Source organism: Sphingomonas hylomeconis (assembly GCF_025370105.1).
GTDB classification, from domain to species: domain Bacteria; phylum Pseudomonadota; class Alphaproteobacteria; order Sphingomonadales; family Sphingomonadaceae; genus Sphingomonas; species Sphingomonas hylomeconis.
In genome coordinates this window covers 171,549-196,515 of the sequence record NZ_JANQBK010000017.1, presented here as the reverse complement: position 1 = coordinate 196,515, position 24,967 = coordinate 171,549, and the positions used below count along the sequence as shown (strand labels likewise).

Below are 24,967 nucleotides of genomic sequence, written 5' to 3'. Positions count from 1 at the left end.
TTCGCCATGCACTTCACCATCAACGGCCAGTCCCATGAGGTCGAGCCGGACATCCGCACCTCGCTGCTTGATCTGTTGCGCGAACATGTCGGGCTGACCGGCAGCAAGAAGGGCTGCGACCACGGCCAGTGCGGTGCCTGTACCGTCCTGATCAACGGTCGTCGGGTCAATTCCTGCCTCACGCTCGCCGTGATGCACCAGGATGATGACATTACGACGATCGAAGGGCTCGGCACGCCGGACAATCTCAGCCCGATGCAGGCCGCGTTCGTCAAGCACGACGGCTATCAGTGCGGCTATTGCACGCCGGGGCAGATCTGCTCGGCGATGGGCATGCTCGACGAGGTCAAGAAAGGCTGGGGCAGCCATGTCAGCAAGGACCTGACCAATCCCGAACTGACCGACGAGGAGATTTCCGAGCGGATGAGCGGCAATATCTGTCGCTGCTCGGCCTATCCCAACATCGTCGATGCCATTCGTGAAGTCGCGGGAGCAGACGCATGAAGACCTTCGATTATGCCAAGGCGGACTCGCCCGAAGCCGCGGTCGCCGCGGTCGGCACCGGCACCAAGTTCATCGCCGGCGGCACCAACCTGCTCGATCTGATGAAGCTGCAGATCGAGACACCCGACAAGCTGGTCGACATCTCCCGCCTCGATCTCGCGCAGATCGAGGAACGCGAGGATGGCGGGCTGACGATCGGCGCGCTCGTGCCGAACAGCGATCTCGCCGCCGATCCCCGCGTGGTCGAGCATTATGCCGTGCTCAGCCGCGCATTGCTTGCCGGCGCCTCGGGCCAGCTGCGCAACAAGGCCTCGACCGGCGGCAACCTACTGCAGCGTACGCGTTGCTATTATTTCTATGACACCGCCATGCCGTGCAACAAGCGCGAACCCGGCACCGGCTGCTCGGCGATCGGCGGCTTCAACCGCATTCTCGCCGTGCTCGGCACCAGCGAACAGTGCATCGCGACGCACCCGAGCGACATGGCGGTTGCGATGCGCGCCTTGGACGCGACGATCGTCACGCTGAAGGCGGACGGCGACCGCCGCCGCATCTCGATCCATGAATTCTACCGCCTGCCCGGCGATACGCCGGAGATCGAGACCGTGCTCGAGCCGGGCGAGCTGATCACGCATGTCGAGCTGCCTGCCCCGCCCAAGGGCAACCAGATCTATCGCAAGGTCCGCGATCGCGCCTCCTATGCATTCGCTCTCGTCTCGGTCGCCGGCGTGCTGTCGGTCGAGGACGGCAAGATCGCCAGCGCGTCGTTTGCGTTCGGCGGACTTGGGCCGATGCCGTGGCGCGACGCCGCGGTCGAAGCCGCTTTGGTCGGCAAGGCGCCCTCGGACGCCGTGTTCGAGGCCGCCGCCACCGCGCTGCTCGCCGATGCCAAGGGCTATGGCAGCAACGACTTCAAGATCCCCCTCGCCCGCCGCGTGCTGATCGCGTGCCTGCGTGACCTGACGGGAGCCGCGTCATGAGCAACAGTACCAACCTGACGATGGACAAGCCGACCCCGACCAGCCTGCTCGACACGGGCGCACAGGGGCTGATCGGCGAACCGCTGCAGCGTACCGAAGGACCGCTGAAGGTTTCCGGCAACGCCACCTATGCCGCCGAATATGCACTCGAGAAAGTCGCCTATGGCGTGCTCGTCGGCAGCGATTTCACGCTCGGCAAGATCACCAAGGTGGATGCCGAGAGCGTCAAGTCGCTGCCCGGCGTGATCGACGTCGTCACCGATTTCGACAGCTTCGCCCGCAACCCGCAGCAGGGCGGCGAGACCAAGGCACCGACCCAGGGCGTCGAGGATGTCGCCTATCGTGGCGAGATCGTCGCGATCGTCGTCGCCGAAAGCTTCGAGGCGGCACGCGACGCGGCGCACCGCGTCGTCGTCGAGCATGACGCGCCGAAGGCCGAGGGCCGGTACGATTTCGAGACGCAGCGGCACAAGACCGACAAGCCTGCCGACGACCAGATCCCGGCGCATTTCAGCCAGGGCGACCTGGCCGGCGCGATGGCCGAGGCGCCGCACGTGCTCGACGTGACCTACACGACGCCGAGCCAGAACAGCGCGGCGATGGAGCCGCATGCGACGACCGCGCATTGGGACGAGGACGGCATCCTCAACATTTACGGCGCGTACCAGATGCCGTCGTCCGACAAGCAGCAGCTTGCCAAGGCACTGGGCGTGAGCGCATCCAAGGTGCGGATCATCGCACGCTATATCGGCGGCGGCTTCGGTTCGAAGCTCGGTATCGCGCCCGAGGCAGTCGCCGCCGCCATCGCCGCGCGGCAGCTCGGGCGGCCGGTGAAATGCGTCATGGCGCGCAGCCAGGTGTTCGAGGCGACGGTGCGCCGCTCCAATACCGAGCAGCGCATGCGCCTGGGCGCCGATGCGCAGGGCAAGCTGACCGCGATCGGCCATGATTCGCTGGTCAGCAACCTCGATGGCGAGGACTTTTTCGAGCCGTGCGGCATGGCAACGCATTTCCTGTATGCGGCGGAAAATCGCGAGATCAATCACGATATGGTGCGGCTCGATTGGCTGCTGGCCGGATCGATGCGCGCGCCCGGCGAAGCGGTCGGGCAGCTTGCGCTGGAATGCGCGATGGACGAGCTGGCCGAGGCGATCGGCATCGATCCGATCGAATTGCGCCATATCAACGAGCCCGACTGCGACCCCGAGACGCAGGTGCCCTTCTCGTCGCGTCAGTTGACCCGCTGCCTCGACGAAGGCGCCAGGAAGTTCGGCTGGGACAAGCGCGCCGCGCCGGGCACGACACGTGACGGCGAATGGCTGGTCGGCCTGGGCGTCGCCGCCGCGGCGCGCGGCAACATGCTGCAGAAATCCGCCGCCAAGGTGACGATCAACGTGCTCGGCAAGGCCACGGTCGAGACCGACATGACCGATATCGGCACCGGGACCTACACGATCCTCGGCCAGATCGCGGGCGAACTGCTCGGCATCCCGCTCGAGGATGTCGAGGTGAAGCTGGGCGACACCAATTCGCCCCCCGGCGCCGGGTCGGGCGGCTCGTGGGGCGCGGGATCGAGCGGATCCTCGGTCTATCTCGCCTGCGAGAATCTGCGCGAACAGATCGCCGAAAAAATGGGCGTCGCGGCCGAGGGGCTGACGCTCAAGGACGGCCATGCGATCGGCGACAATCGCCGCGTGTCGCTGTCCGAACTGGTCGGCGATCGCGGCCTGTCGGCCGAAGGCGCGATCGCACCGGGCAAGCAGGAAAAGGATACGCGCCAATCCTCCTACGGTGCGCATTTCGCCGAAGTGGGCGTCAACACCACCACCGGCGAAGTCCGCGTACGCCGCATGCTGGGCGTGTTTGCCGCGGGGCGCATCCTCAACGAGAAGACCGCGCGGTCGCAATGCCTGGGCGGGATGACGTTCGGCATCGGCGCGGCGCTGACCGAGGATCTGATCCACGATCCGCGCAACGGCAAGCTCGTGAACCGCGATCTCGCCGAATATCACGTACCGGTGAACGCCGACGTGCCGCAGCTCGACGTCGTGTTCCTCGAAGAGCGCGATGTCCATGCCAACCCGCTGCACGCCAAGGGCATTGGCGAACTCGGCATTTCGGGCGCCGGCGCGGCGATCGCCAATGCCGTGTACAATGCCTGCGGGGTGCGCGTGCGCGATTTCCCGATCACGCTGGACAAGATCCTCGACGGCCTGCCGGCAATGTAGCCAGCGCTCCTGCGAACGCAGGAGCCCGGGGTATCACGGGCAGCGCCCGTGGCTCCGGGCTCCCGCTTTCGCGGGAGAACTACACCGCCTATATGCTGGCCACGATCACACGCCCGGGGATAGATGACATGGCCGATTACAAGATGGACGCCGATCATCCCGGCACGGCGATGGCGCGCGGCGTGCAGGGTGTGCTCGGCAAGGGGCTCGACCGGATCGAAGGCGCGCTGAAAGTCAGCGGCACGGCGACCTATGGGTATGAGCATCAGATCGACAACGTCGCCTACGGCTTCCTGATCACCGCCCCCGCCGCCAAGGGCAAGGTCACCGGCTTCGACACCGAGGCGGCGCGCGCCCTGCCTGGCGTGCTCGACATCATCGTCGACGATCCGCGCATCCCGCGTCAGGCCGCCGCCTTCGGCCCGGCGCATGCCGGCAATGACGAGATCGATCACTATGACCAGGTGATGGGCGTCGCGATCGCGACGAGCTTCGAAGCCGCGCGCGCCGCCGCCAAGGCGGTGATCGTCCATATCGACGCGGCGGACGGCCGGTTCGACACGATGGCGGACGTGGCGCATGCCAGCGGCCCGCCCAAGGATTCGCGGCTGCAGGACGTCGCCAAGGGCGATATCGAGCAGGCCATGGCCGAGGCCGCGGCGAGCATCGATCAGGTCTATACCACGCCCAATCAGGTCCATGCCGCGATGGAGCCGCACGCCTCGATCGCCGCGTGGGAGGATGGCACGCTGACGCTATGGTCCAGCCTGCAGATCCTCAAGGTCGCGCGCCAGGTCCTGGCCAAGGCCGTCGGCGTCGAGAGCGCGCAGGTGCGCATCCTTTCGCCTTATGTCGGCGGCGGTTTCGGTGGCAAGATGCTCGGGCCCGATGCGGTGCTGGCCGCGATCGCCGCGCAGAAGCTCGGCCGCCCGGTCAAGATCGCGATGGCGCGGCAGCAATTGTTCCACAACGTCTATCGCCGCACGGACACGCACCAGCGCCTGCGCCTTGCCGCCGACAAGGACGGGCGGATGACCGCGATCGGCCATGACAGCGTCGTCAGCCAGGGCCCCGACGGCGGCTTCATGGAGCCCGTCGCTCTGGGCTCGATCTCGCTCTATGCCGCCCCCGTCCGCCATTTCACGCACAAGGTGGTGACGCTCGACATGGTCATGGCCGGCGCGGTGCGCGCGCCGGGCGAAGCGGTCGGCATGCTCGCGCTGGAAAGCGCGATCGACGAGCTGGCCGAACAATGTGGTCGCGATCCGATCGACTTCCGTAAATTGAACGAGCCCGAGGTCGATCCGATGACCGGCGCCCCCTTCTCGACCCGTGCCCTGGTCGAATGCCTCGATTGGGGCGCCCAGCAGTTCGGCTGGGCGCGGCGCGCGTCCACGCCGGCGTCCGTGCGCGAGGGCGAATGGCTGATTGGCATGGGCGTCGCCGCCGCGGTGCGCATCAATCTGATGATGGATTCGGAGGCGCGCGTCACGCTCTCGCCTGATGGTCGCGCCCGGATCGAGACCGACATGACCGATATCGGCACCGGCAGCTACACGATCCTGGCGCAGATCGCCGGCGAGGCGCTCGGCCTGCCGCTCGACTGCGTCGATGTCGTGCTCGGCGATACCGATTTGCCGCCGGCCGCCGGCTCGGGCGGCTCGTTCGGCGCGGCCAGCGCCGGATCGTCGGTGGCGCTCGCCTGCGAGGACATCGTCGCCACGCTGGCCGAGCGGATGGACGCCACGCCCGAACAGATGACGCTCAAGGACGGCCATGCCATTGCCGGCAACCGCCGCGTGCCGCTCGCCGAACTGGTCGGCGCGGCGCCGCTCGTCGGCAACGGCAAGATCGCGCAAGGCAGCAACGCCAAGACCTACAGCCAGGCGGCGCACGGCGCGCAGTTCGCCGAGGTCGCGGTCAATGCGATCACCGGCGAGGTGCGCATGCGCCGCATGCTCGGCGTGTTCGAGGCCGGCCGCATCCTCAATGCCAAGACCGCGCGCAGCCAGGCGATCGGCGGGATGATCTGGGGGATCGGCTATGCGCTGATGGAAGACGCCGTGCTCGACCAGCGCACCGGCCAGTTCGTCAACCACGATCTCGCCGAATATCACGTGCCCGCGCACGCCGACGTGCCGCATCTCGACGTGCATTTCATCGAGCATGTCGACGAGCACGCCAACCCGATCGGCGTGAAGGGCCTGGGCGAACTGTCGATCTCGGGTGCCGGCGCGGCGGTGACCAACGCGATCTACAATGCCTGCGGCGTCCGGGTGCGCGATTTCCCGATGACGCTCGACAAGATTTTGGCGGGCTTGCCGCCGCTTTAAAACACTCCTCCCCGGCACGGGGAGGGGGACCGCTCGGCTATTTCAGCCGAGTGGTGGAGGGGGGCCTCCCCTAGCACTACGCTGCCGGCCCGCCCCCTCCACCATGCTTCGCATGGTCCCCCTCCCCGTTCCGGGGAGGATCCAAGGAACAGACCATGGCCGATAACGACACCGTCCTCACCGCCGCCCGGCAATGGAAAGACGCGCCGCTGGCGATCGCCACCGTGGTCAGCACCTGGGGCTCCGCGCCGCGCCCGCGCGGCAGCCATATGCTGGTCCATGCCGATGGCCGCTTCGAGGGCTCGGTCTCGGGCGGCTGCGTCGAAAGCGACATCCTCGCCACCGCCGCCGAGGTGATCGCCGGCGCGCCGTTCGTGGTCAAGAATTACGGCGTGGCCGACGCCGCCGCCTGGGAAGTCGGCCTGCCCTGCGGCGGGGAAATTGCCGTAATGGTCCAGCCGGTTTCCGCCGCGGGTTTCGATCCCGAACTGTTCGATCGCATCGCCGAGGCGCGCGATGCCGGCCAGGCGCTCACCGTCACCACCGATCTCGATACCGGCACGAGCTCCTTGCGCGAGGCCGAGGGCGCCGCGTTCGTCAATCGCTACGATCCGCCGCGCCGCCTGCTGATCGTCGGCGCGGTGCAGATCGCACAGGCGCTCGCCGGGCTGGCGCGCGAACTGGGCATTGCCACCGTGGTGATCGATCCGCGCGCGCGCTTCCTGACCGAGGAGCGCTTCCCCGGCGTCACGCTCGACGATCGCTGGCCCGACGAGGCGGTCGCCGCTTATGCCCCCGGCCCCTCGACCGCCGTGGTGACGCTCAGCCACGACACCAAGATCGACGATCCCGCGCTGGTCGCCGCGCTGGCCACCAACGCCGCCTATGTCGGTGCGCTGGGCTCGCGCCGCAGCCACGCCGCGCGGCGCGAGCGATTGGCGGCGGAGGGCGTGAGCGCGAAAAATATCGATCGCATCGATGCGCCGGTCGGGCTCGACATCGGCGCGATCGGCCCGGCCGAGATCGCGCTGTCGATCGCCGCGGCGATGGTCGGCGCGTTCAACGTGCGCGAGGCGCGCAAGGGCAAATGATTGCGGCGACGCGGACCGCGCTGATCCTGCTCGCCGCGGGCCGCTCGCAGCGCTTCGGCGATGCCGACAAGCTGACGCAGGATTTCCTCGGCCAGCCGCTCGCCTTCCATGTCGTCACCGCACTGGAAAGCGTGCCCTTTCTCGATCGTGTCGCGGTGACCAGCGGGACCGAACTGGATTTCGCCCGCCGCGGCTACCAGGTGATCCACAACCACCGGCCGGAGATCGGCATGTCGGGCTCGGTCCGGCTCGGCGTCGCCCGGGCGCGCGATCGCGGCGCCGACGCCGTGCTGATCGCGCTCGCCGACATGCCGCGCGTCACCGTCGCGCATGTGCTGCGGCTATTGGATGCGGCGGACGGCGCGGCTGCCGTGGTCGCCTCGAGCGACGGCGTGAAGCCCAGCCCGCCCGCTGTGTTCGGCGCGGCGCATTTCGATGCGCTGCTCGAGCTCGACGGCGACGAAGGTGCCCGCGCTTTGATCCGCGCCGGCAAGCACGTCATCACCGCCGCGCATGAACTGCTCGACATCGACCGGCCCGAAGACCTCGACCGCCTGCGCGCGCTGCGCTGAAAGATTGGTTCGCGCGGAGGCGCGGAGGACGCGGAGATGGTGCGCTTGCGGATCGCGCACTGTTCCATCGCGGCCGCTTCGGCTGCGGCCTGCGATAATGAGAGATGCTGCCGCGAGCGCTACACCTCCGCGTCCTCCGCGCCTCCGCGCGAACAAAGTCTATTCGTGCCGCAGCGCGTCGATCGGATTGAGCCCTGCTGCACGGCGCGCCGGGAAATAGCCGAACACGACGCCGATCACCGCCGAGATGCCGAACGCGATCACGTTGATCTGCGGCACGAAGATGAAATCGACCTTCATCAGCCCGACCAGCGAGAAGATCGCGATCTGTGCCAGCACCAGCCCGATCACCCCGCCGAGCATCGACAGCGCCACCGCCTCGACCAGGAATTGCAGCAGCACCTCGCGCGCCACCGCGCCGATCGCCAGGCGGATGCCGATCTCGCGCGTCCGCTCGGTCACCGAAACGAGCATGATGTTCATGATCCCGATCCCGCCGACGATCAGGCTGATCGCCGCCACCGCCGTCACGATACTGGTCAGCAAGGTGGTCGTCCCGGTCAGCGTATCGGAGATCTGCTTGGTGTCGAAGATGTTGAAATCATTCTCTTTCGAGCCGGTGATGTTGCGGCGTTCGCGCAGCAGATCTTCGATCGAGGATTGCACGACGGCGGTGGAATAGGCCTGATCGACGCCGACCAGCATCAGGCGGATGTCGCGGCTGCCGGTGAAGCGGCGTTGTACCGCCTTGATCGGCATGATCACGATATCGTCCTGATCGCCGCCGAACCCGGCCTGGCCGCGCGTCGAGAGCGTGCCGATCACGTCGCACGAGATCGCCCCGATGCGCATCCTCTTGCCGACCGCCTCGCCGCCGCGGAACAGGTTCTGCACCACGGTATTGCCGATGATGCACACCGATTTGCCGGCCTGCTCCTCGAGCGGCAGGAACGATCGCCCGCTGGTCAGCGGCCAGGGCTGGACCTGGAAATAGGCGCCGGTTGTGCCGTTGATCGTGGTCGACCAGTTGGCGCCCTCGTAGATCGCGGTGGCGCTGGCCTGGGCCTGCGGGGCGACCGCGGTGACGCCGGCGATCTGCCGGCGGATCGCCTCGACATCGGCGGGCTCGAAATCGGGCGGCCGGGGCCCGCCGCCGCCACGGCCAAAGCCCTGGCCTGGGCGGATCTGCAGGATGTTGGTGCCGAGCGCGGAGATCGATTTCTGTACCGCCGCGGTGGTCGCCTGGCCGAGCGTGACCATCGTCACGACCGCGGCGACGCCGATGATGATGCCGAGTGCGGTCAGGATCGAGCGCAATTTGTGCCGCAGGATCGAGCGGATCGCGAGCAGGAAGGTGGTGCCGAGCATCAGACCTGGACCTCCTGGCCCGGCACGTGCTGTGCCTCGATCCGCTCGACCAGCCCATCCTTGAAGTGCACCACGGTGCGCGCGAACGCCGCCATGTCGGGCTCGTGCGTGACCATCAGCACGGTGATATTGTTGTCGCGGTTGAGCCCGGTCAGCAATTGCATGATCTCGACCGAGCGTTCCGAATCGAGGTTGCCGGTCGGCTCGTCGGCCAGCAGCACCTGCGGGCTGGTGACGATCGCGCGCGCGATCGCCACGCGCTGCTGCTGCCCGCCGGACAATTCGGCCGGCGTATGATCCCACCAGTCGGCCAGCCCGACCTTGTCGAGCGCCGCCATCGCCGCGGCGTGGCGCGCCTTCTTGGCATCGCCGCGGTACAGCAGCGGCAGTTCGACATTCTCGAGCGCGGTGGTGCGCGCGAGCAGGTTGAAGCCCTGGAACACGAAGCCGAGATATTTGCGGCGCAGCAGTGCGCGCTGATCGCGATCGAGCGTCTCGACATGATGGCCGCGAAACTCGAACGTCCCGCCGCTCGGCACGTCGAGACAGCCGAGGATGTTCATCGTCGTCGACTTGCCCGATCCGCTCGCGCCCATCACGGCGATGAAATCGCCCGCCTGGATGTCGAGATCGACGCCTTTCAGCGCCTGGAACGCGGTGCCGCCCTCGCCATAGGTCTTGGTCACGCCGCGCAGGCGAATGAGCGGCGCCGCGCCGTCGGCCGCGTTACTGGCCACGTGGCGCGCCGCCCGCCCCGCCCGAACGGCGCCCGCCGCCGGCCTTGGCCGTCTCGCCGTTCGACAATTGCCCGGTGATCACCTCCATGCCGGCGGTCAGCGCGCCGCCCGTCACTTCGGTCACCGTACCGTTGGTCTCGCCGGTGGTGATCTCGATCGCCTTGGGCGTGCCCTCGGCGGTTTTGACATAGACGGTCTGCATCGCGCCGCGCCCCGCGGTGGGCGATTTTCCGCCGCCGCCACCGCGGCGCCGCGGCCCAGGCAGGATCGCCCCGGCAATGCCGCCGCTGCTGGCGCCGCCCGCTGCCGGATCGGCCGGTTTGAAGCGCAACGCGGCGTTGGGCACGAGCAGCACGTTCTGCTTGGCGGTGGTTACGATATCGGCGGTCGCGGTCATGCCCGGGCGCAATTGCTGCCCGGGATTGGCCACGCTCAGCGTCGCGGCATAGGACACGACCTGCCCCGTGGTCGTCGTGGTGGCGGTCGCGGTCGAGCTCTGCGCGCTGAGGTTCGAGCCGAGATCGACACGCGTGATCGCCGCCGGGAAGGTCTTGCCCGGGAAGGCGTCGACCGTGAAGCTCGCGCTCTGCCCCTGCTTGACCGCGCCGACATCGGCTTCGTCGATCGCCACTTCCAGCTTCATCGCCGACAGGTCCTCGGCGATCACGAACAAGGTCGGCGTGCTGAACGAGGCGGCGACGGTCTGGCCCGGCTCGATCTGCCGCGCCAATACCACGCCGTTGACCGGCGAGCGGATCACCGTGCGCAGCAATTGCGTCTGGTTCGACGACAGGGTCGCCTGCGCCGCCTGCACATTGGCCTGCGCGGCGCGCAGATTGGCGACCGCGCGCGCCTGTTCGGCGATGGCCGTATCCAGTTCGGTCTTGGCCGGCACGCGCCCTCCCGACAGGCGGCTGACCTCACGGTAGCGCGCCAGCGTCGCTCCGGCCTGGGCGAGCGTCGCCTGCGCCTGCGCCACGGCCGCCTGGTTGGCGGCGAGCGCCGCCTTGCTCTGGTTGACCGTGTCCTGGAAGCGCGACGGATCGACCAGCGCCAGCGGCTGGCCCGAGGTCACGCGGTCGTTGACGTCGACCACCACCTTGGTGACCAGACCCGACAGTTCCGAGCCGACCTCGACCTGGTTGGTCGGCGCGAGCTTGCCGGTCGCCGAGACGCTGACCTGGAACGCGCCGCGCTCGACCTTGTCGGTGGCATATTGCACCGCATCCGAGCCGCCGAAAAAGCTTTTCGCCGCGAGCAGCAACAGCACTACGCCGAGCGCGATCAATGGCCATTTCGCATACCGCCGCCACGCCGGCACCGGCTTGGCGCCGAGGAATTCGTCGAGATTGGTATCGGCCATCTTATCGTCCCTGTGCGGCTTGCGGCGCGCCCGCCGCGGCATCCCAGCCGCCGCCCAAGGCGAGGTAGAGCTGGATCAGCGCCTGCGCCTGATCGGACTGCGCCTGGGCGAGGCCGTTGCGCGCGGAAAGCAGGCTGGTCTCGGTGGTGTTGAGCGTGGTGAAATCGGTCAGCCCGGCGCGGTACGAGCTGCGCGACAGGATCGCCGAATTGTTCGCGGCATCCAGCGCCACGGCGAATTCGCGCGCGCGGCGCTGCGCCGCATCCAGCGCGACGATCGCATTCTCGACATCCTCGAGCCCGGTCAGCACCGTGCCCTTATACGCCGCGAACGCCGCATCCGCCACCGCCTCGTTCGAGCGCACCTGCGCGCGCAGCCGCCCGCCGTTGAAGATCGCCTGCGTCACGCCGGCAAACAATTGCCCGGCAATCTGCTCGAACAGGCCGCCGACCACGCTGGCATTGGTGCTGACCGAGCCGCTGATCGCCAGCGCCGGATAGAGCGCCGCCTTGGCCACGCCGATCTGCGCCGTCGCGGCGGCAAGATTGCGCTCCGCCGCGCGCACGTCCGGGCGGTTGCGCAGCGCGTCGGCGGGAATGCCCACGGCGACGCTCGCCGGGCCCCGGGGGATCGGCCGCACCGCCGCCAGTTCGGCCTTCAGCGCGCCCGGCGCCTGGCCGGTCAGCACGCCGATGCGCGATACGGCGGCGTTGTAGTTCTGCTCGATCGTCGGGATCGTCGCTGCGGTCTGCGCGCGCTGGCTGCGCGCCTGTTCGCTGTCGATCGACGAGACGAGCCCGGCCTGGACGCGGAACCCGGCGATTTCAAGATTGTCGTCCTGGATCGTCAGCGAGCTGCGCGCATTGGCGAGCTGCTGCTGGTAGAGCCGCGCCAGCACGTAATTGCGCGCGGCTTCGGACTGCGCGGACAATTGCACCGTCGCCAGATCATAGCCGGACGCGGCATATTGCGCGCGCGATGCTTCCACGGTGCGGCGGATCTCGCCGAACAGCCCGACCTGGTACGATACGTCGCCGCCGATCGAGAAACTGTCGCCGGCGCTGCGCGAGATGCTGGTGATGGTGCCGTCGGGCAGCGTCACGGTGTTCGCGCCGGCCAGATCGAACGACCGCGTATAGCCGCCCGAGCCGGACACGCTCGGCAGCAGATTGGCGCGCGACTGGACCAGGCTCTCGCGCGCCTGCCGCAACCGCGCCGCCGCCTGCGCGATATCCAAATTCCCGGCGCGCGCGCGCTCGACGATGCTGGCCAGCAGCGGATCGTCGAAACTTGTCCACCAGGCGGTCAGATCGGCCGGTGCGGCCGCGCCCGCCGGCACCGAATAGGCCTCGGGCACGCCGAGCGCGGACGGCGTCGCGGGGCGGTAATCCGGCCCCACGCTGCACGCCGCGACGGGCAGGGAGACGCTGAGCGCAAGAAGCAGACGGGACCGTACCATGGAGTACAGATGGCGTGGTGCGCGCGCGCCGTCCAACGCTTTATTGTCGCAACTTGTCGCGTCTGTTTCGGTTATTTGTCCGTTACCCCGGCCAAGGCCGGGGCCGACGCTTACTCCATCTCCAGGATCACCGCGTCGACTGCCAGGCTGTCGCCCGGCGCGGCATTGACCGATTTCACCGTGCCCGCTTTCTCTGCGCGCAGGATATTTTCCATCTTCATCGCCTCGACCACCGCCAGCGGCTGCCCCGCCTCGACCTTGTCGCCCGCGCCGACATCGAGCCGCATCAGCAGGCCGGGCATCGGGCAGAGCAGGAATTTCGACAGATCGGGCGGGATCTTGGTGATCATATGCTGCGCGAACGGCGCGACATGCGCGGGCAGCACGCGCACCTTGTGGCTCGCGCCGCGCGTGGTCAGCGTGAAGCCGCCGCGCGTCCGGGCGATGCGCACCGCGATATCCTCGTCGCCGAGCTCGGCATGGACCGTGCGGTCGCCCGGCGTATATTCCAGCGCAATGTCGAGATCCTCGCCGTCGACGATGATCCCGTCGGTCGCGATCGACACTTCGTGCGACAGATCGCCGATCGTCACCGACCATTCCGAGGGCGGGCGCAGCCGCTTGCCGAGCTGCCCGTCGATGCGCCGCGCGCGATCCGCCTCGGCGGTCGCGGCAAAGGCGGCGATCGCGGCGAGGCTGCGGATCACGCTCGCGCTCGCCGGCGCACCGTGGAAGCCGTCGGGATATTCCTCGGCGATGAACCCGGTGGTGATCGCGCCCGAGCGGAAGCGCGGATGCTGCATCAGCGCGGAGAGGAAATCGATATTGTTGCCGGGGCCGTCAATCTCGAACTGGTCGAGCGCGGCGATCTGCAGGTCGATCGCTTCCTCGCGCGTCTCCGCCCAGGTGATCAGCTTGGCGATCATCGGGTCGTAGAACATGCTGACTTCGCCCCCCTCGCGCACGCCGTCATCGACGCGGACATAGGCTTCCTGCGCCTCACCCGCCTGCGGACGGGACACGTAAGGCGTCTCGCTGCTCTCCGGTGGCGCATAGCGCACCAGCCGGCCGATGCTCGGCAGGAAGCCGCGATACGGATCCTCAGCATAGACGCGGTTCTCGATCGCCCAGCCGGTCAGCGTGACGTCGTCCTGCGTGAAGCCCAGCGGCTCGCCGGCGGCAACACGGATCATCAGTTCGACCAGATCGAGTCCGGTCACCGCCTCGGTCACCGGATGCTCGACCTGCAGCCGGGTGTTCATCTCGAGGAAGTAGAAGCCCTCGCCGGTCGTATCGGCGCCCGACACGATCAGCTCGACCGTCCCGGCCGAGAAATAGCCCACCGCGCGCGCCAGCGCGACCGCCTGCTCGCCCATCGCCTTGCGCATCTTGGGCGTGACGAACGGCGACGGCGCTTCCTCGACCACCTTCTGGTGGCGGCGCTGGATCGAGCATTCGCGCTCGCCGAGATAGACGATGTTGCCGTGCTGATCGCCCATCACCTGGATCTCGATATGGCGCGGGCTTTCGATGAACTTCTCGATGAACACGCGGTCGTCGCCGAACGACGCCAGCCCTTCGCGCTTAGTCGCCTCGAAGCCCTCGCGGACGTCCTGCTCGCTATAGGCGAGGCGCATCCCCTTGCCGCCGCCGCCGGCCGACGCCTTCATCATCACCGGATAGCCGATGTCGGTGGCGATCTTCACGGCCTCCTCGGTATCGGCGATCTCGCCGAGGAAACCGGGGACGACGTTGACGCCCGCCGCCTTGGCGAGCTTCTTCGATTCGATCTTGTCGCCCATCGCCGCAATCGCTTTTGGCGGCGGCCCGACGAACGCAATCCCGGCATCGGCGCAGGCGCGCGCGAAGCTCTCGCGCTCGGACAGGAAGCCGTAGCCGGGATGGATACAGTCCGCGCCCGTTTCCTTGGCGGCGAGCAGGATCAGATCGGCGAGCAGATAGCTCTCGCCCGCCGGCGGCGGCCCGAGCCGGACGCTTTCGTCGGCCATCAGCACGTGCGGCGCGCCGGCATCGGCGTCGGAATAGACCGCGACCGTCGCGATCCCCATCTTCTTCGCGGTCCGCATCACGCGGCAGGCAATTTCGCCGCGATTGGCGACCAGGATCTTCTTGAACACGCTGACTTCTCCCCTCCCGCCTGCGGGAAGGGCCCCGGGGAAGGGCCTGTCCGCAAGGGGGCGTATGTGGGGAGGTTGGCCCCTCCCCTGCCCCTCCCGCACGCGGGAGGGGACTGTGTCGTTATTGGTACCAGATCATCGATTTGAGCTGCGCCGTGCGCGCCCGCGTCAGATTCGTCCGGCATGCGGCCATCGTCATGCTCTGCGCCGACCCGCCGGCATATTGCCCGCCCTCGATCACGCACTGCGTGTCGCGGAACTTGAGCCAGGCACGCTGGCTCGCGAGCAACGAAGCCGCATAGCCGAACCCGCCGCCGCGCGACGTGTCCTGCGCGTCGCGGCGCTTCATGTACGCATAGGTCCGCTTCCACTGCGCGGTCATCGTGGCATCGGCCTGGGCGTAGCTCGTACTGGCGCTGCGGTTCATCGCCGCCTGGGTCTGGACGGGCGCGGCGGCGGTGAGCAGGAGGGCGATCAGCAACATGTCTTTTCCTTTCGCATCGGTTCCTCCCCAACCATCGGGACGAGGCCGAGTTTCGCGAGCAGCGCGGCATCCTTGTCGTCGCCGGCATTGCCGGTGGTCAGCAACTTGTCGCCGGTGAAGATCGAATTGGCGCCGGCCATGAAACACAAGGCCTGCGTCGCGTCGGACATGCTCTCGCGGCCCGCGGACAGGCGCACCATCGACAGCGGCATCGTGATGCGCGCGACCGCGACGGTGCGGACGAACTCGATATCGTCGATCGCGGCGAGCGGCGTGTCGGCCAGCATGTTGCCGAGCACGGTGCCCTTGACCGGCACCAGCGCATTGACCGGCACGCTCTCCGGGTGCCGCGGCAAGGTGGCGAGGGCATGGACGAAGCCGACGCGATCGCCGCGCGTCTCGCCCATCCCGACGATCCCGCCGCAGCACACGTTGATGCCAGCCTCGCGGACGTTCTCGAGCGTGTCGAGCCGGTCCTCGAAGGTGCGCGTGGTGATGACCTCGGCATATTTCTCGGGCGACGTGTCGATATTGTGGTTGTAGTAATCGAGGCCCGCCTCGGCGAGCTGCCGTGCCTGATGCGGCTCGAGCATGCCGAGCGTCATGCAGGTCTCCATCCCCATCTGGCGCACGCCCTGCACCATCTCGATGATCGCGGGCATGTCGCGGTCCTTGGGGTTGCGCCACGCCGCGCCCATGCAGAAGCGCTGGCTGCCCGCGTCACGCGCCTGCGCGGCGGATTGCAGGACGGCGCGCACGTCCATCAGCTTGCTCGCCTTGAGCTCGGTGTCGGCCGAGGTCGACTGGTTGCAATAGCCGCAATCCTCCGGGCAGCCGCCGGTCTTGATCGACAAGAGCGTGCACAGCTGCACCTCGCCCGCCGCGTGATGCGCGCGGTGCACGGTCTGCGCGCGGAACATCAGCTCGTCGAACGGCAGATCGAACAGGGCGGCGATCTCGGCGCGGGTCCAGTCGGTGCGCACTTGCTCTCCTCCCGCGTGCGGGAGGGGCTGGGGGAGGGCCTGTCCAGAAGAGGCGTCCTGTCGCGACAGGCCCTCCCCTAGCCCCTCCCGCACGCGGGAGGGGGATTCGATCACATCAGTCATTCTACAACTTCCTCAACCGGGGGCATATTGTGCCCCAGCAATCGCAACACGTCGCCCGCCGCCTCGACCAGATTGGTCCCGGGCCCGAAAATTCCCTGCACGCCGGCATCGCGCAACACTTGGTAATCCTGCGCGGGGATCACCCCGCCCGCGATCACCTTGATGTCGCCGCGCCCGGCCTCGCGCAGATGGCCGATCAGTTCGGGGATCAATGTCTTGTGCCCCGCCGCTAGCGACGACGCGCCGACCACATCGACATCGCGCGCGATCGCCAGCTCGGCCGCTTCGGCCGGCGTCTGGAACAAGGGCCCCGGCACGACATCGAACCCGAGATCGCCGAACGCCGACGACACGAGGTTCGCGCCGCGGTCATGCCCGTCCTGGCCCATCTTGGCGACGAGCATCCGCGGTTTGCGGCCGTTGCGCGTCTCGAGCGAGACGACGCCTTCCTTGAGCCCCTGCCACGCCGCATCGAATTCGTGCGCGCCGCCATAGATGCCCGACACCGGCGTCGGCACGGTATCGTAGCGCCCGAACACATCCTCCATCGCCGAGGAGATCTCGCCCAATGTCGCGCGCTGGCGGGCACATTCGACCGCGAGGCCAAGCACGTTCGCCGTCGCCCGCGCGCCCTCGCGCAGCGCGTCGAGCGCCGCGGTGCACTTCGCCTCGTCGCGCCCGGCCTTAGACCGCGCGATCCGCGCGATCTGCGATTCGCGCACCGCGACATTGTCGACGTCGAGAATGTCGATCGGATCCTGCTCGGCGAGCTTGTATTTGTTGACGCCGACGATGACGTCTTCGCCCTTGTCGACGCGCGCCGCACGGCCCGCCGAAGCTTCCTCGATCATCGCCTTGGGCCAGCCCGCCGCGACCGCCTGCGCCATCCCGCCCTCGGCCTCGACGCGCTGGATGATCTCCCACGCCTTGTCGACCAGCTCCTCGGTCAGGCTCTCGATGTAGTACGAGCCACCCAACGGATCGACGACCTTGGTCATCCCCGTCTCCTCCTGCAACACGATCTGCGTGTTGCGCGCGATCCGTGCGGAGAAGTCGGTCGGGAGCGCGATCGCCTCGTCGAGCGCATTGGTGTGGAGCGACTGCGTCCCCCCCAACATCGCCGCCATCGCCTCGACCGTGGTGCGGATCACGTTGTTATACGGGTCCTGCTCGGTCAGCGAGACGCCGCTGGTCTGGCAATGCGTGCGCAGCATCTTGGAGCGTTCGTCCTTGGCGCCGAGATCGGTCATCACCCGGTGCCACAGTTTCCGCGCCGCGCGCAGCTTGGCGATCTCCATGAAGAAGTTCATGCCGATCGCGAAGAAGAAGCTCAGCCTTCCTGCGAACGCATCGAGATCGAGCCCGGAGGCCATCGCCGCCTTGGCGTACTCGCGCCCGTCGGCGATCGTGAACGCCAGCTCCTGCAGCTGCGTCGCCCCCGCTTCCTGCATGTGGTAGCCGGAGATCGAAATGCTGTTGAACTTCGGCATGTGCGCCGACGTGTAGCCGATGATGTCCGAGATGATCCGCATGCTCGGGGCGGGCGGGTAGATATACGTGTTGCGGACCATGAACTCCTTGAGGATGTCGTTCTGGATGGTCCCGTCGAGCAGATGCTGCGGCACCCCCTGCTCCTCGCCCGCGACGATGAAGAAGGCGAGGATCGGGATCACCGCGCCGTTCATCGTCATGCTGACCGACATCTTGTCGAGCGGAATCCCGTCGAACAGGATCTTCATGTCGTCGATCGTGTCGATCGCGACCCCCGCCTTGCCGACATCGCCGGTCACGCGCGGATGGTCGCTGTCATAGCCGCGATGCGTCGCGAGATCGAACGCGACCGACAGGCCCTTCTGCCCGGCGGCAAGGTTGCGGCGGTAGAAGGCGTTCGACGCCTCGGCAGTCGAGAAGCCCGCATATTGCCGGATCGTCCACGGCCGCCCGGCATACATCGACGCGCGCACGCCGCGCGTGAACGGCGCGAAACCGGGGAGGCCGGGGTCGATATCGGCCACGTCCTCGGCGGTGTAGAGCGGCTTGACGTCGATCCCCTCTGGCGTGTGCCAGGTAAGGTCGCGGCCCTTCACTTCCTTCGCCGCAGCCGCCTGCCACTGGTCGAGTGTTGGTTTGTCGGTCATGCGAGCCCGGCCTCAAATATTTCCCCGGCGAACGCCGGGGTACAGTCGGGAAACGTAGCTTGGCTGATGCTGCGCGCCGTTACTCCGGCCTCCGCGACTGGGCCCCGGCGTTCGCCGGGGAGGTAGTCTAAGGGGATCATCACGCGCCCTTGAACGCCGGTTTGCGCTTCTGCAGGAACGCGATTCCGCCTTCCATCGAATCCGCCGAACCGCGCGCCGCGCGCTGGTTCTCGGCCTCGCGCAGCATCGCCGCCGGGTAATCGCTGTCCAGCGCATGGGCCAAGCCGTGCTTCATCAGCCCGAGCGCCACAGTCGGCCCCGCCGCGAGCCGCTCGGCCAGCGCGAAGGCGTCGGCATCGAGCGCGTCGTCCGCCACCACCTTGTGGATCATGCCCCAGTCGAGCGCCTTGGCCGCGGGCACCTTTTCGCCCAGCATCATCATCTCGGTCGCGCGCGCGCGCCCGATCAGCCGCGGCAGCATCCAGCTCGCGCCGCCATCCGGCACCAGCCCGATATTGACGAATGCCTGCAGAAAATAGGCCGTCTCGGACGCGACACAGAAGTCCGCCGCGAGCGCCAGGCTGCAGCCGATCCCCGCCGCCGGCCCGCGCACCGCGCTCACCACCGGCACTGCGAGATCGGCAAAGGCCGCCATTGTCGCATTATAGTGCTTGGTCAGCGCCACGAACGTCGCATTGCCCGGATCGTCCGATCCCAGCGCGCCACCGGCCACGTCCGCCCCCGAACAGAACGCCCGGCCCGCGCCCGTCACCAGCACCGCGCGCGCACCATCGAGATTGCCGATCACATCGCGCAGTTCGTCGAACAGCTGCGGCGGCGCGGCGTTCAGCCGCTCGGGCCGGTTGAGCGTCAGCACCAGCACGTCGCCGCGCCGCTCGCTCAGGATCATCTCATAGGCCATGCGCGTGATCCTCCTTGGGGGTTTCCATCAGTTCGACCAGCAGCCCGCCGAAATCCTTCGGGTGCACGAACACGATCGGCGTGCCGTGCGCGCCGATCCGCGGCGCGCCGAGCACCGTCGCGCCCTTGGCCGTCAGCTCTGCCACCGCGACGTTGATATCGGGCACTTCGAAGCACAGGTGATGCTGCCCGCCGGCCGGGTTCTTCTTCAGGAACCCGGCGATCGGCGAGCTTTCGTCATAGGGCTCGATCAGCTCGATCTGCGTGTTGGGCGCATCGATGAAGCACACTTTCACGCCCTGCGCCGGCAGGTCGAACGGCACGCCGATCGCGGTCGCGCCGAGCAGCGTGCGATAGGTCTCGATCGCGTGCGCGATCGACGGTGTCGCCACGCCGACATGGTTGAGCCGCCCGAGCATCATTTCGCCGGCGCCGGCTGCGCGAACACGGGGACCTGCCCGAGCACATAGCCGCAGGCCTGCAGCACCTGCCGGATCGGCGCGTCGGTCGGCGGCCCGTCGAACACCGCCTCGAAACGGAAGTTGCTCGCGCTGGTCGTCTCGACCTTGATCTGCTTGGCCTTGGCCAGTTGCAGCGTCAGCGAGGTGACCACCGCATCGTTGCTGGTATAGGCGGCATAGGAGCGCAACTGCCAGTCATAGCCGTTCGCCGCCCCGTTATCGAAGCGCAACGCCACCGGCTTGCTGGCGAAGCTGCCATCGTCGCCCGCCATCTGCAGCGGTTGCTTGGCGAAGAACTGCACCGAGACGAGCGCCTCGGTCGCGCGATCGCATTTCACCACCAGTCGCGACGATCCGTCCCGCGCGATCGTCGAGGTGCTGGTCGAAGCTACTCCGCCGACATTCGCCGTCCGGACGGTCCACGGTGCGGGCGGGTTAGCGGGTGTGGCCGGCGCGGCAGCCGCCTGGGCAATCAACATTAGCAACGCGCTCATCCCTCGATCCTCGGCTGGCGTCCACCGGCCATCGCTGCCCCCTCGATAATGCCCTCGAGACGGCTCACGCGGTCGCGCAACGCGCCATGCGCTTCGGCCAGCCCCGAAAGCCGGCCGTTGAGAATGCCCAGATCCTTGCCCAGGCCATCGAGCTGCTCCTTCAGCGTGAGAACCGTCTTGAGCGCGCCGAACATCTTTTCACCCACGCTCATCGCCGTTCGCCCGCCAGAACCGCATCTACCGTCGCGCAGGTCCGGGCGATATCGGCCCGCATCGCGCTGATCGTCGCCTTCATGTCAGCAACCGCCTCCTCGACCGCCGGCACGAGCAATGCCAGCGCTTCCTCTTCCTCGTCACGCGCCGCGATGGGCTGGGCAATATAGCGGCTCGTCGCTTCGCGCACGACATGGCCCACCGACATGCCGTTGCTGACGGCAAAGCCGTCAAGTGCGGCCTTCTGGTCCGGGGTCGTCAGGAAGGTGACACGTTCGGTCTGCATGGCAAATCTCCTTCACATCACCTTATAATGTTCAGGCGCCACACCCGCAACACTGAGGACGGCAGACCAGCGACAGGATCATCACAGCGGGATATTGTCGTGCTTCTTCCACGGATTCTCCAGCGCCTTGCCGCGCAGCTTGCGCAGGCCGAGCGCAATGCGCCGGCGCGTCGAATGCGGCTGGATCACTTCGTCGATAAAGCCCTTGGCGGCGGCGACGAACGGATTGGCGAAGCGCGCTTCATATTGCGCGGTCTGCTCGGCGATCTCGTCCGGCGTGCGCCCGCGGAAGATGATCTCGACCGCGCCCTTGGCACCCATCACCGCGATCTCCGCGGTCGGCCAGGCATAGTTGAGATCGCCGCGCAGATGCTTGGAGGCCATCACGTCATAGGCGCCGCCGTAAGCCTTGCGCGTGATCACGGTGATCTTGGGCACGGTCGCCTCGCCGTACGCGAACAGCAGTTTCGCGCCGTGCTTGATGATCCCGTTCAGTTCCTGGCTGGTGCCCGGCAGGAAGCCCGGCACGTCGACGAACGTCACGATCGGGATATCGAAGCAATCGCAGAAGCGCACGAACCGCGCCGCCTTCTTCGACGAATTGATGTCCAGGCAGCCGGCCAGCACCATCGGCTGGTTGGCGACGAAGCCGACGGTGCGCCCCTCGATCCGCCCGAACCCGACGATGATATTGCCGGCATGCGTCGGCTGCACCTCGAAGAAATCGCCCTCGTCGACGACCTTCCGGATCAGCTCGTGCATGTCATAGGGCTGGTTGGCGCTGGCCGGGATCAGCGTGTCGAGGCTGTCCTCGATCCGGTCCCACGGATCGGACGAGGGCCGCTCGGGCACGCCTTCGCGGTTGCTGGCCGGCAAGAAGTCCACGAAGTCGCGGGCCGCGAGCAGCGCCTCGATATCATTCTCGAAGGCCACGTCAGCGACCCCCGACTTCGTGGTATGCGTCACCGCTCCACCCAGTTCCTCCTGCGTGACGATCTCGTTTGTAACGGTCTTCACTACATCTGGGCCGGTGACGAACATGTATGACGAATCCTTCACCATGAAGATGAAGTCCGTCATCGCGGGGGAATAGACTGCGCCACCGGCGCAGGGCCCCATGATCAGGGAAATCTGCGGCACGACGCCGCTTGCCAGCACGTTGCGCTGGAACACCTCGGCATAGCCGCCGAGCGACGCCACGCCCTCCTGGATGCGCGCGCCGCCGGAATCGTTCAGCCCGATCACCGGCGCGCCGACCTTCATCGCCATGTCCATGATCTTGCAGATCTTCTGCGCATGCCGCTCGCTGAGCGAGCCGCCGAACACGGTGAAATCCTGGCTGAACACGAACACCAGGCGGCCGTTGATCGTGCCCGAGCCGGTGACCACGCCGTCGCCCGGCACGATCTGGTCCTGCATCCCGAAATCCACGCAATTATGCTCGACATACATGTCGAGCTCCTCGAACGAATTCTCGTCGAGCAGGACGTTCAGCCGTTCGCGCGCGGTCAGCTTGCCCTTGGCGTGCTGCGCCGCAATGCGCTTCTCGCCGCCGCCCATGCGCGCCGCTTCGCGCTTGCGTTCCAGTTCGGCAATGGTCGAGGACATGAACGGTCTCCGCAAGGTGCGCCGCCTCTCTTCCCGCTGCCCGCGGCTTTTGCAAATGTGAACTTGCGAAGTTGCGAAGGCCTGGCTTGCGAAGTAGGACGCGGCCATGCCCCGCTCCCCCCGCCTCTTCGCCGGCGACCAATTGCGCGCGCTGCGCCAGGCCGCCGGGCTCAACCAGGCGGCGATGGCGGCGCGGCTCGGCGTGTCGGTCAGCTACCTCTCGCAGCTCGAAGGCGGCGTGCGGCCGCTGACCCAGATGGTCGCCGCATCGGTGCGCCGCCAATATCCGGGCGCGCTCGCCGATCTCGAGGACGCCGCCCCCGCCCTCCGGCTAACCGCGCTCAGCCAGGCGCTGGCCGATCCGCTGCTGCCCCCCGCCCCCTCGGCCGACATCATCGCCCGGCTGGCGGAGGAGCGCCCCGACATCGCCGACCGCTTCATCGCGCTGCACGGCGCGATGCGCGCGGCGGAGGAGCGGCTGCAGATGGTCGAGGAACAGGCATCGGGCGGCGGCGGCGGGCGCAAGCCGTGGGAAGCGGTACGCGACTGGTTTCACGATGCGGGCAATTATGTCGACGTGCTCGATCGCGCCGCGGAAGCGCTGGCGACGACCGGCGAACAGGACACGCTGGCAAGCGCGCTGGCCCGGCTCGGCGTGACGATAAGCCCGGCCGACGACGTCTCCGGCCGGCTGGCGCGGTTCGACGGCACCACGCTCACGCTTGACGCCGCCATGCCCGCCGAAAGCCGCCGCTTCCAGATCGCGCACCGCCTGGCCGCGATCGCCTTCGCCGGCGAGATCGAGGCGATCGTCGCCACCGCCGAGCTGGACGGCGACGCCGCGCGCAACCTGCTGCGCATCGGCCTGGCCAATTACGCCGCCGGCGCGCTGATCATGCCCTACACTGCGTTCCGCGCCGCCGCGCGCGAGACGCGGCACGATATCGATCGCCTGTGCCGCCGCTTCGGCGTCAGCTTCGAACAGGCCTGCCACCGCCTGTCCACGCTGCAGCGCCCCGGCGCGGCGGGCATCCCCTTCTATTTCTGCCGCGTCGACATGGCCGGCAACATCACCAAGCGGCACAGCGCGACCCGCTTCCAGTTCGCGCGCTTCGGCGGGGCGTGTCCGTTGTGGATCGTGCACGAGGCGGTGGCGATCCCTGATCGCATCGCCGTACAACTCGCCGAAACGCCGGACGGCGTGCGCTACGTGTCGATGGCCAAGGGCCTGGTCAAACCCTCGGGCAGCTTCACCCGCACCCCGCGCCGCTATGCGGTGACCCTGGGCTGCGAAGCCGAGCATGCCGCCGACTTCGTCTATGCCGACGCGCTCGATCGCACGGCGCAGGCCACACCGATCGGCATCTCCTGCCGCCTGTGCCCCCGCGACAATTGCGATCAGCGCGCGTTCCCGCCGGCGGACCGCGGGATTGCGGTCAACCCGGATGTGCGCGGGACGGTGCCTTATCGGGTGATCTAACAGGAGGCCCGGTGATGTTCGAACGTCTGAAAATGGGGGGAAGCAGACATTGCCCCGGACCTGCAAACAGGGCAGCTTTGCGGAATGAAGCATCCAGAAGCTCGGTTCGTCGTCGAGGTTACCGCCGATGATGAGATTGTCTGCCGAGCGCCTAAGCAGACGGAGCAGCGCATTAAGATGGCTGACCTTGGGGCAGTGTATGTCGAGACAAACGACAGCGGCCCTTGGGGCGCAGACGTGTGGTGGCTGCTGAACGACAACACTGGGCAGACACAGGTGGCGTTCCCACAGTTGGCGACCGGGGACGAGGCAGCGCTCGAACGGTTGCGGCGACTACCCGGCTTTGAAGTGCGCGGAATGAACTCTAGCGAGAACGCCCGGTTCATGTGCTGGCCGAAACCCTGCGCCTTGCATCATGACGGTCAATAAACTCGCCTTATTCGAGGCCGCAAAATCGCTTTGGCCCGCGACGATTGATCTGACGAAGGACCCTGACGGGCCGCATGATATTTATTGGGCGTTGGAGCGAATTGTCCCTGTGGACGATGATTGGCAGCAGATTGCCATGTGGTCGTTCCACCATGCGCTTGATGAGATGGAGAAGCGAGCCGCGGCGACCGGAGTGTCGGTAATCGCGCCTTGCGATATCCAGTTCGCTGAATTTGACAAGTGTATGCGGTCGAACCTCGCAGGCGACGAGTGCTGGGCGATCGAGCGGGCTTTTTGGGAGAGTGACAACGAGCAGGAACAGTGACGGCCCGATGTCCGCAAGTGGGCGTAAGCGGACCGTCCCCTTTGTGCCACCGCTAGCGGTGCCGACGTCCGGTTATGGTGGAAGCGGCCGTTGCGCCTTGATCGTCGCCCCGGGCTTGACCCGGGGTCCCGCTTCTCATCGTCTACCGCGCTGGGGCATCGTGGCGGGTGGATCGATATCATGGCCGATCGCTATCGTGGCGCCTGTATGGCGGCGTTACCGCCGACCTGCCGGCGCGATGGCCCGCAT

At 67.5% G+C, this 24,967-nt stretch carries 23 protein-coding genes; 9 read left to right on the top strand and 14 right to left on the bottom strand.

All coding sequences use genetic code 11. The features are described from left to right. The first annotated feature begins 6 nt into the window (after nt 1-6). From NV401_RS17260 to NV401_RS17235, 6 genes are all read left to right on the top strand, one after another. Nucleotides 7-504, top strand: coding sequence for a 2Fe-2S iron-sulfur cluster-binding protein (locus tag NV401_RS17260; protein ID WP_261295693.1), 498 nt, complete (start codon nt 7-9; stop codon nt 502-504). Then, entirely contained in the window at nt 501-1,484 is a 984-nt protein-coding gene (locus NV401_RS17255; protein ID WP_261295692.1) for an FAD binding domain-containing protein, read from the top strand. Before NV401_RS17260 ends, NV401_RS17255 begins: the two co-directional genes overlap by 4 nt. Further along, nucleotides 1,481-3,712, top strand: coding sequence for a xanthine dehydrogenase family protein molybdopterin-binding subunit (locus NV401_RS17250; protein WP_261295691.1), 2,232 nt, complete (start codon nt 1,481-1,483; stop codon nt 3,710-3,712). Before NV401_RS17255 ends, NV401_RS17250 begins: the two co-directional genes overlap by 4 nt. Before the next feature lie 128 nt (nt 3,713-3,840). Continuing rightward, the gene (locus NV401_RS17245) at nt 3,841-6,045 is read left to right on the top strand and encodes a xanthine dehydrogenase family protein molybdopterin-binding subunit (protein ID WP_261295690.1); all 2,205 of its coding nucleotides are present in this window, start codon (nt 3,841-3,843) and stop codon (nt 6,043-6,045) included. A 155-nt stretch (nt 6,046-6,200) separates the two neighbouring features. Then, entirely contained in the window at nt 6,201-7,136 is a 936-nt protein-coding gene (locus tag NV401_RS17240) for an XdhC family protein (RefSeq protein ID WP_261295689.1), read from the top strand. Then, nucleotides 7,133-7,708 carry a nucleotidyltransferase family protein gene (locus tag NV401_RS17235; protein WP_261295688.1) on the top strand — a complete coding sequence of 192 codons (576 nt, stop codon included), beginning with the start codon at nt 7,133-7,135 and terminating at the stop codon, nt 7,706-7,708. The genes NV401_RS17240 and NV401_RS17235 overlap by 4 nt, the downstream gene beginning before the upstream one ends. Before the next feature lie 159 nt (nt 7,709-7,867). Here NV401_RS17235 and NV401_RS17230 read toward each other — a convergent pair whose 3' ends face one another. The 14 genes from NV401_RS17230 to NV401_RS17165 form a co-directional block, all read right to left on the bottom strand. Further along, the gene (locus NV401_RS17230) at nt 7,868-9,076 is read right to left on the bottom strand and encodes an ABC transporter permease (RefSeq protein ID WP_261295687.1); all 1,209 of its coding nucleotides are present in this window, start codon (nt 9,074-9,076) and stop codon (nt 7,868-7,870) included. After that, a complete protein-coding gene (locus NV401_RS17225; RefSeq protein WP_261295686.1) occupies nt 9,076-9,813 on the bottom strand; it encodes an ABC transporter ATP-binding protein in 738 nt (245 codons plus the stop codon). Before NV401_RS17225 ends, NV401_RS17230 begins: the two co-directional genes overlap by 1 nt. Beyond that, complete coding sequence (locus NV401_RS17220; RefSeq protein WP_261295685.1) at nt 9,803-11,176, bottom strand: efflux RND transporter periplasmic adaptor subunit; 1,374 nt, start codon at nt 11,174-11,176, stop codon at nt 9,803-9,805. Before NV401_RS17220 ends, NV401_RS17225 begins: the two co-directional genes overlap by 11 nt. A gap of 1 nt (nt 11,177) precedes the next feature. Then, nucleotides 11,178-12,635 (bottom strand): efflux transporter outer membrane subunit, encoded by a 1,458-nt coding sequence (locus NV401_RS17215; RefSeq protein ID WP_261295684.1) that lies wholly within the window; start codon nt 12,633-12,635, stop codon nt 11,178-11,180. A 110-nt stretch (nt 12,636-12,745) separates the two neighbouring features. After that, nucleotides 12,746-14,722, bottom strand: a complete 1,977-nt coding sequence (locus NV401_RS17210; RefSeq protein ID WP_380816341.1) for an ATP-binding protein — start codon at nt 14,720-14,722, stop codon at nt 12,746-12,748. A gap of 172 nt (nt 14,723-14,894) precedes the next feature. After that, nucleotides 14,895-15,257: a lysozyme inhibitor LprI family protein gene (locus NV401_RS17205; RefSeq protein WP_261295682.1), complete on the bottom strand. Its 363-nt coding sequence runs from the start codon at nt 15,255-15,257 to the stop codon at nt 14,895-14,897. Next, nucleotides 15,248-16,240 (bottom strand): biotin synthase BioB, encoded by a 993-nt coding sequence (gene bioB, locus NV401_RS17200; RefSeq protein WP_261295681.1) that lies wholly within the window; start codon nt 16,238-16,240, stop codon nt 15,248-15,250. The genes NV401_RS17205 and bioB overlap by 10 nt, the downstream gene beginning before the upstream one ends. A gap of 119 nt (nt 16,241-16,359) precedes the next feature. Continuing rightward, complete coding sequence (scpA, locus tag NV401_RS17195; protein ID WP_261295680.1) at nt 16,360-18,501, bottom strand: methylmalonyl-CoA mutase; 2,142 nt, start codon at nt 18,499-18,501, stop codon at nt 16,360-16,362. 139 nt (nt 18,502-18,640) lie between these two features. Then, nucleotides 18,641-19,423: an enoyl-CoA hydratase-related protein gene (locus tag NV401_RS17190; protein WP_261295679.1), complete on the bottom strand. Its 783-nt coding sequence runs from the start codon at nt 19,421-19,423 to the stop codon at nt 18,641-18,643. After that, on the bottom strand, nt 19,413-19,844 hold the full coding sequence (gene mce / locus NV401_RS17185; RefSeq protein WP_261295678.1) for a methylmalonyl-CoA epimerase: 432 nt from the start codon (nt 19,842-19,844) through the stop codon (nt 19,413-19,415). The genes NV401_RS17190 and mce overlap by 11 nt, the downstream gene beginning before the upstream one ends. Further along, nucleotides 19,841-20,377, bottom strand: a complete 537-nt coding sequence (locus NV401_RS17180; RefSeq protein WP_261295677.1) for a hypothetical protein — start codon at nt 20,375-20,377, stop codon at nt 19,841-19,843. Before NV401_RS17180 ends, mce begins: the two co-directional genes overlap by 4 nt. Next, the gene (locus NV401_RS17175) at nt 20,374-20,589 is read right to left on the bottom strand and encodes a hypothetical protein (RefSeq protein ID WP_261295676.1); all 216 of its coding nucleotides are present in this window, start codon (nt 20,587-20,589) and stop codon (nt 20,374-20,376) included. Before NV401_RS17175 ends, NV401_RS17180 begins: the two co-directional genes overlap by 4 nt. Then, the gene (locus tag NV401_RS17170; RefSeq protein WP_261295675.1) at nt 20,586-20,876 is read right to left on the bottom strand and encodes a hypothetical protein; all 291 of its coding nucleotides are present in this window, start codon (nt 20,874-20,876) and stop codon (nt 20,586-20,588) included. The genes NV401_RS17175 and NV401_RS17170 overlap by 4 nt, the downstream gene beginning before the upstream one ends. Nucleotides 20,877-20,957: 81 nt before the next feature. After that, the gene (locus tag NV401_RS17165) at nt 20,958-22,484 is read right to left on the bottom strand and encodes an acyl-CoA carboxylase subunit beta (protein WP_261295674.1); all 1,527 of its coding nucleotides are present in this window, start codon (nt 22,482-22,484) and stop codon (nt 20,958-20,960) included. A gap of 106 nt (nt 22,485-22,590) precedes the next feature. On the opposite strand from NV401_RS17165, the gene NV401_RS17160 reads away from it, so the two are divergent. The 3 genes from NV401_RS17160 (at nt 22,591) to NV401_RS17150 (ending at nt 24,718) form a co-directional block, all read left to right on the top strand. Further along, a complete protein-coding gene (locus NV401_RS17160; RefSeq protein ID WP_261295673.1) occupies nt 22,591-23,964 on the top strand; it encodes a helix-turn-helix domain-containing protein in 1,374 nt (457 codons plus the stop codon). An 84-nt stretch (nt 23,965-24,048) separates the two neighbouring features. After that, complete coding sequence (locus NV401_RS17155) at nt 24,049-24,393, top strand: hypothetical protein (protein ID WP_261295672.1); 345 nt, start codon at nt 24,049-24,051, stop codon at nt 24,391-24,393. Beyond that, on the top strand, nt 24,380-24,718 hold the full coding sequence (locus NV401_RS17150; RefSeq protein ID WP_261295671.1) for a hypothetical protein: 339 nt from the start codon (nt 24,380-24,382) through the stop codon (nt 24,716-24,718). The genes NV401_RS17155 and NV401_RS17150 overlap by 14 nt, the downstream gene beginning before the upstream one ends. Nucleotides 24,719-24,967 lie beyond the last annotated feature (249 nt).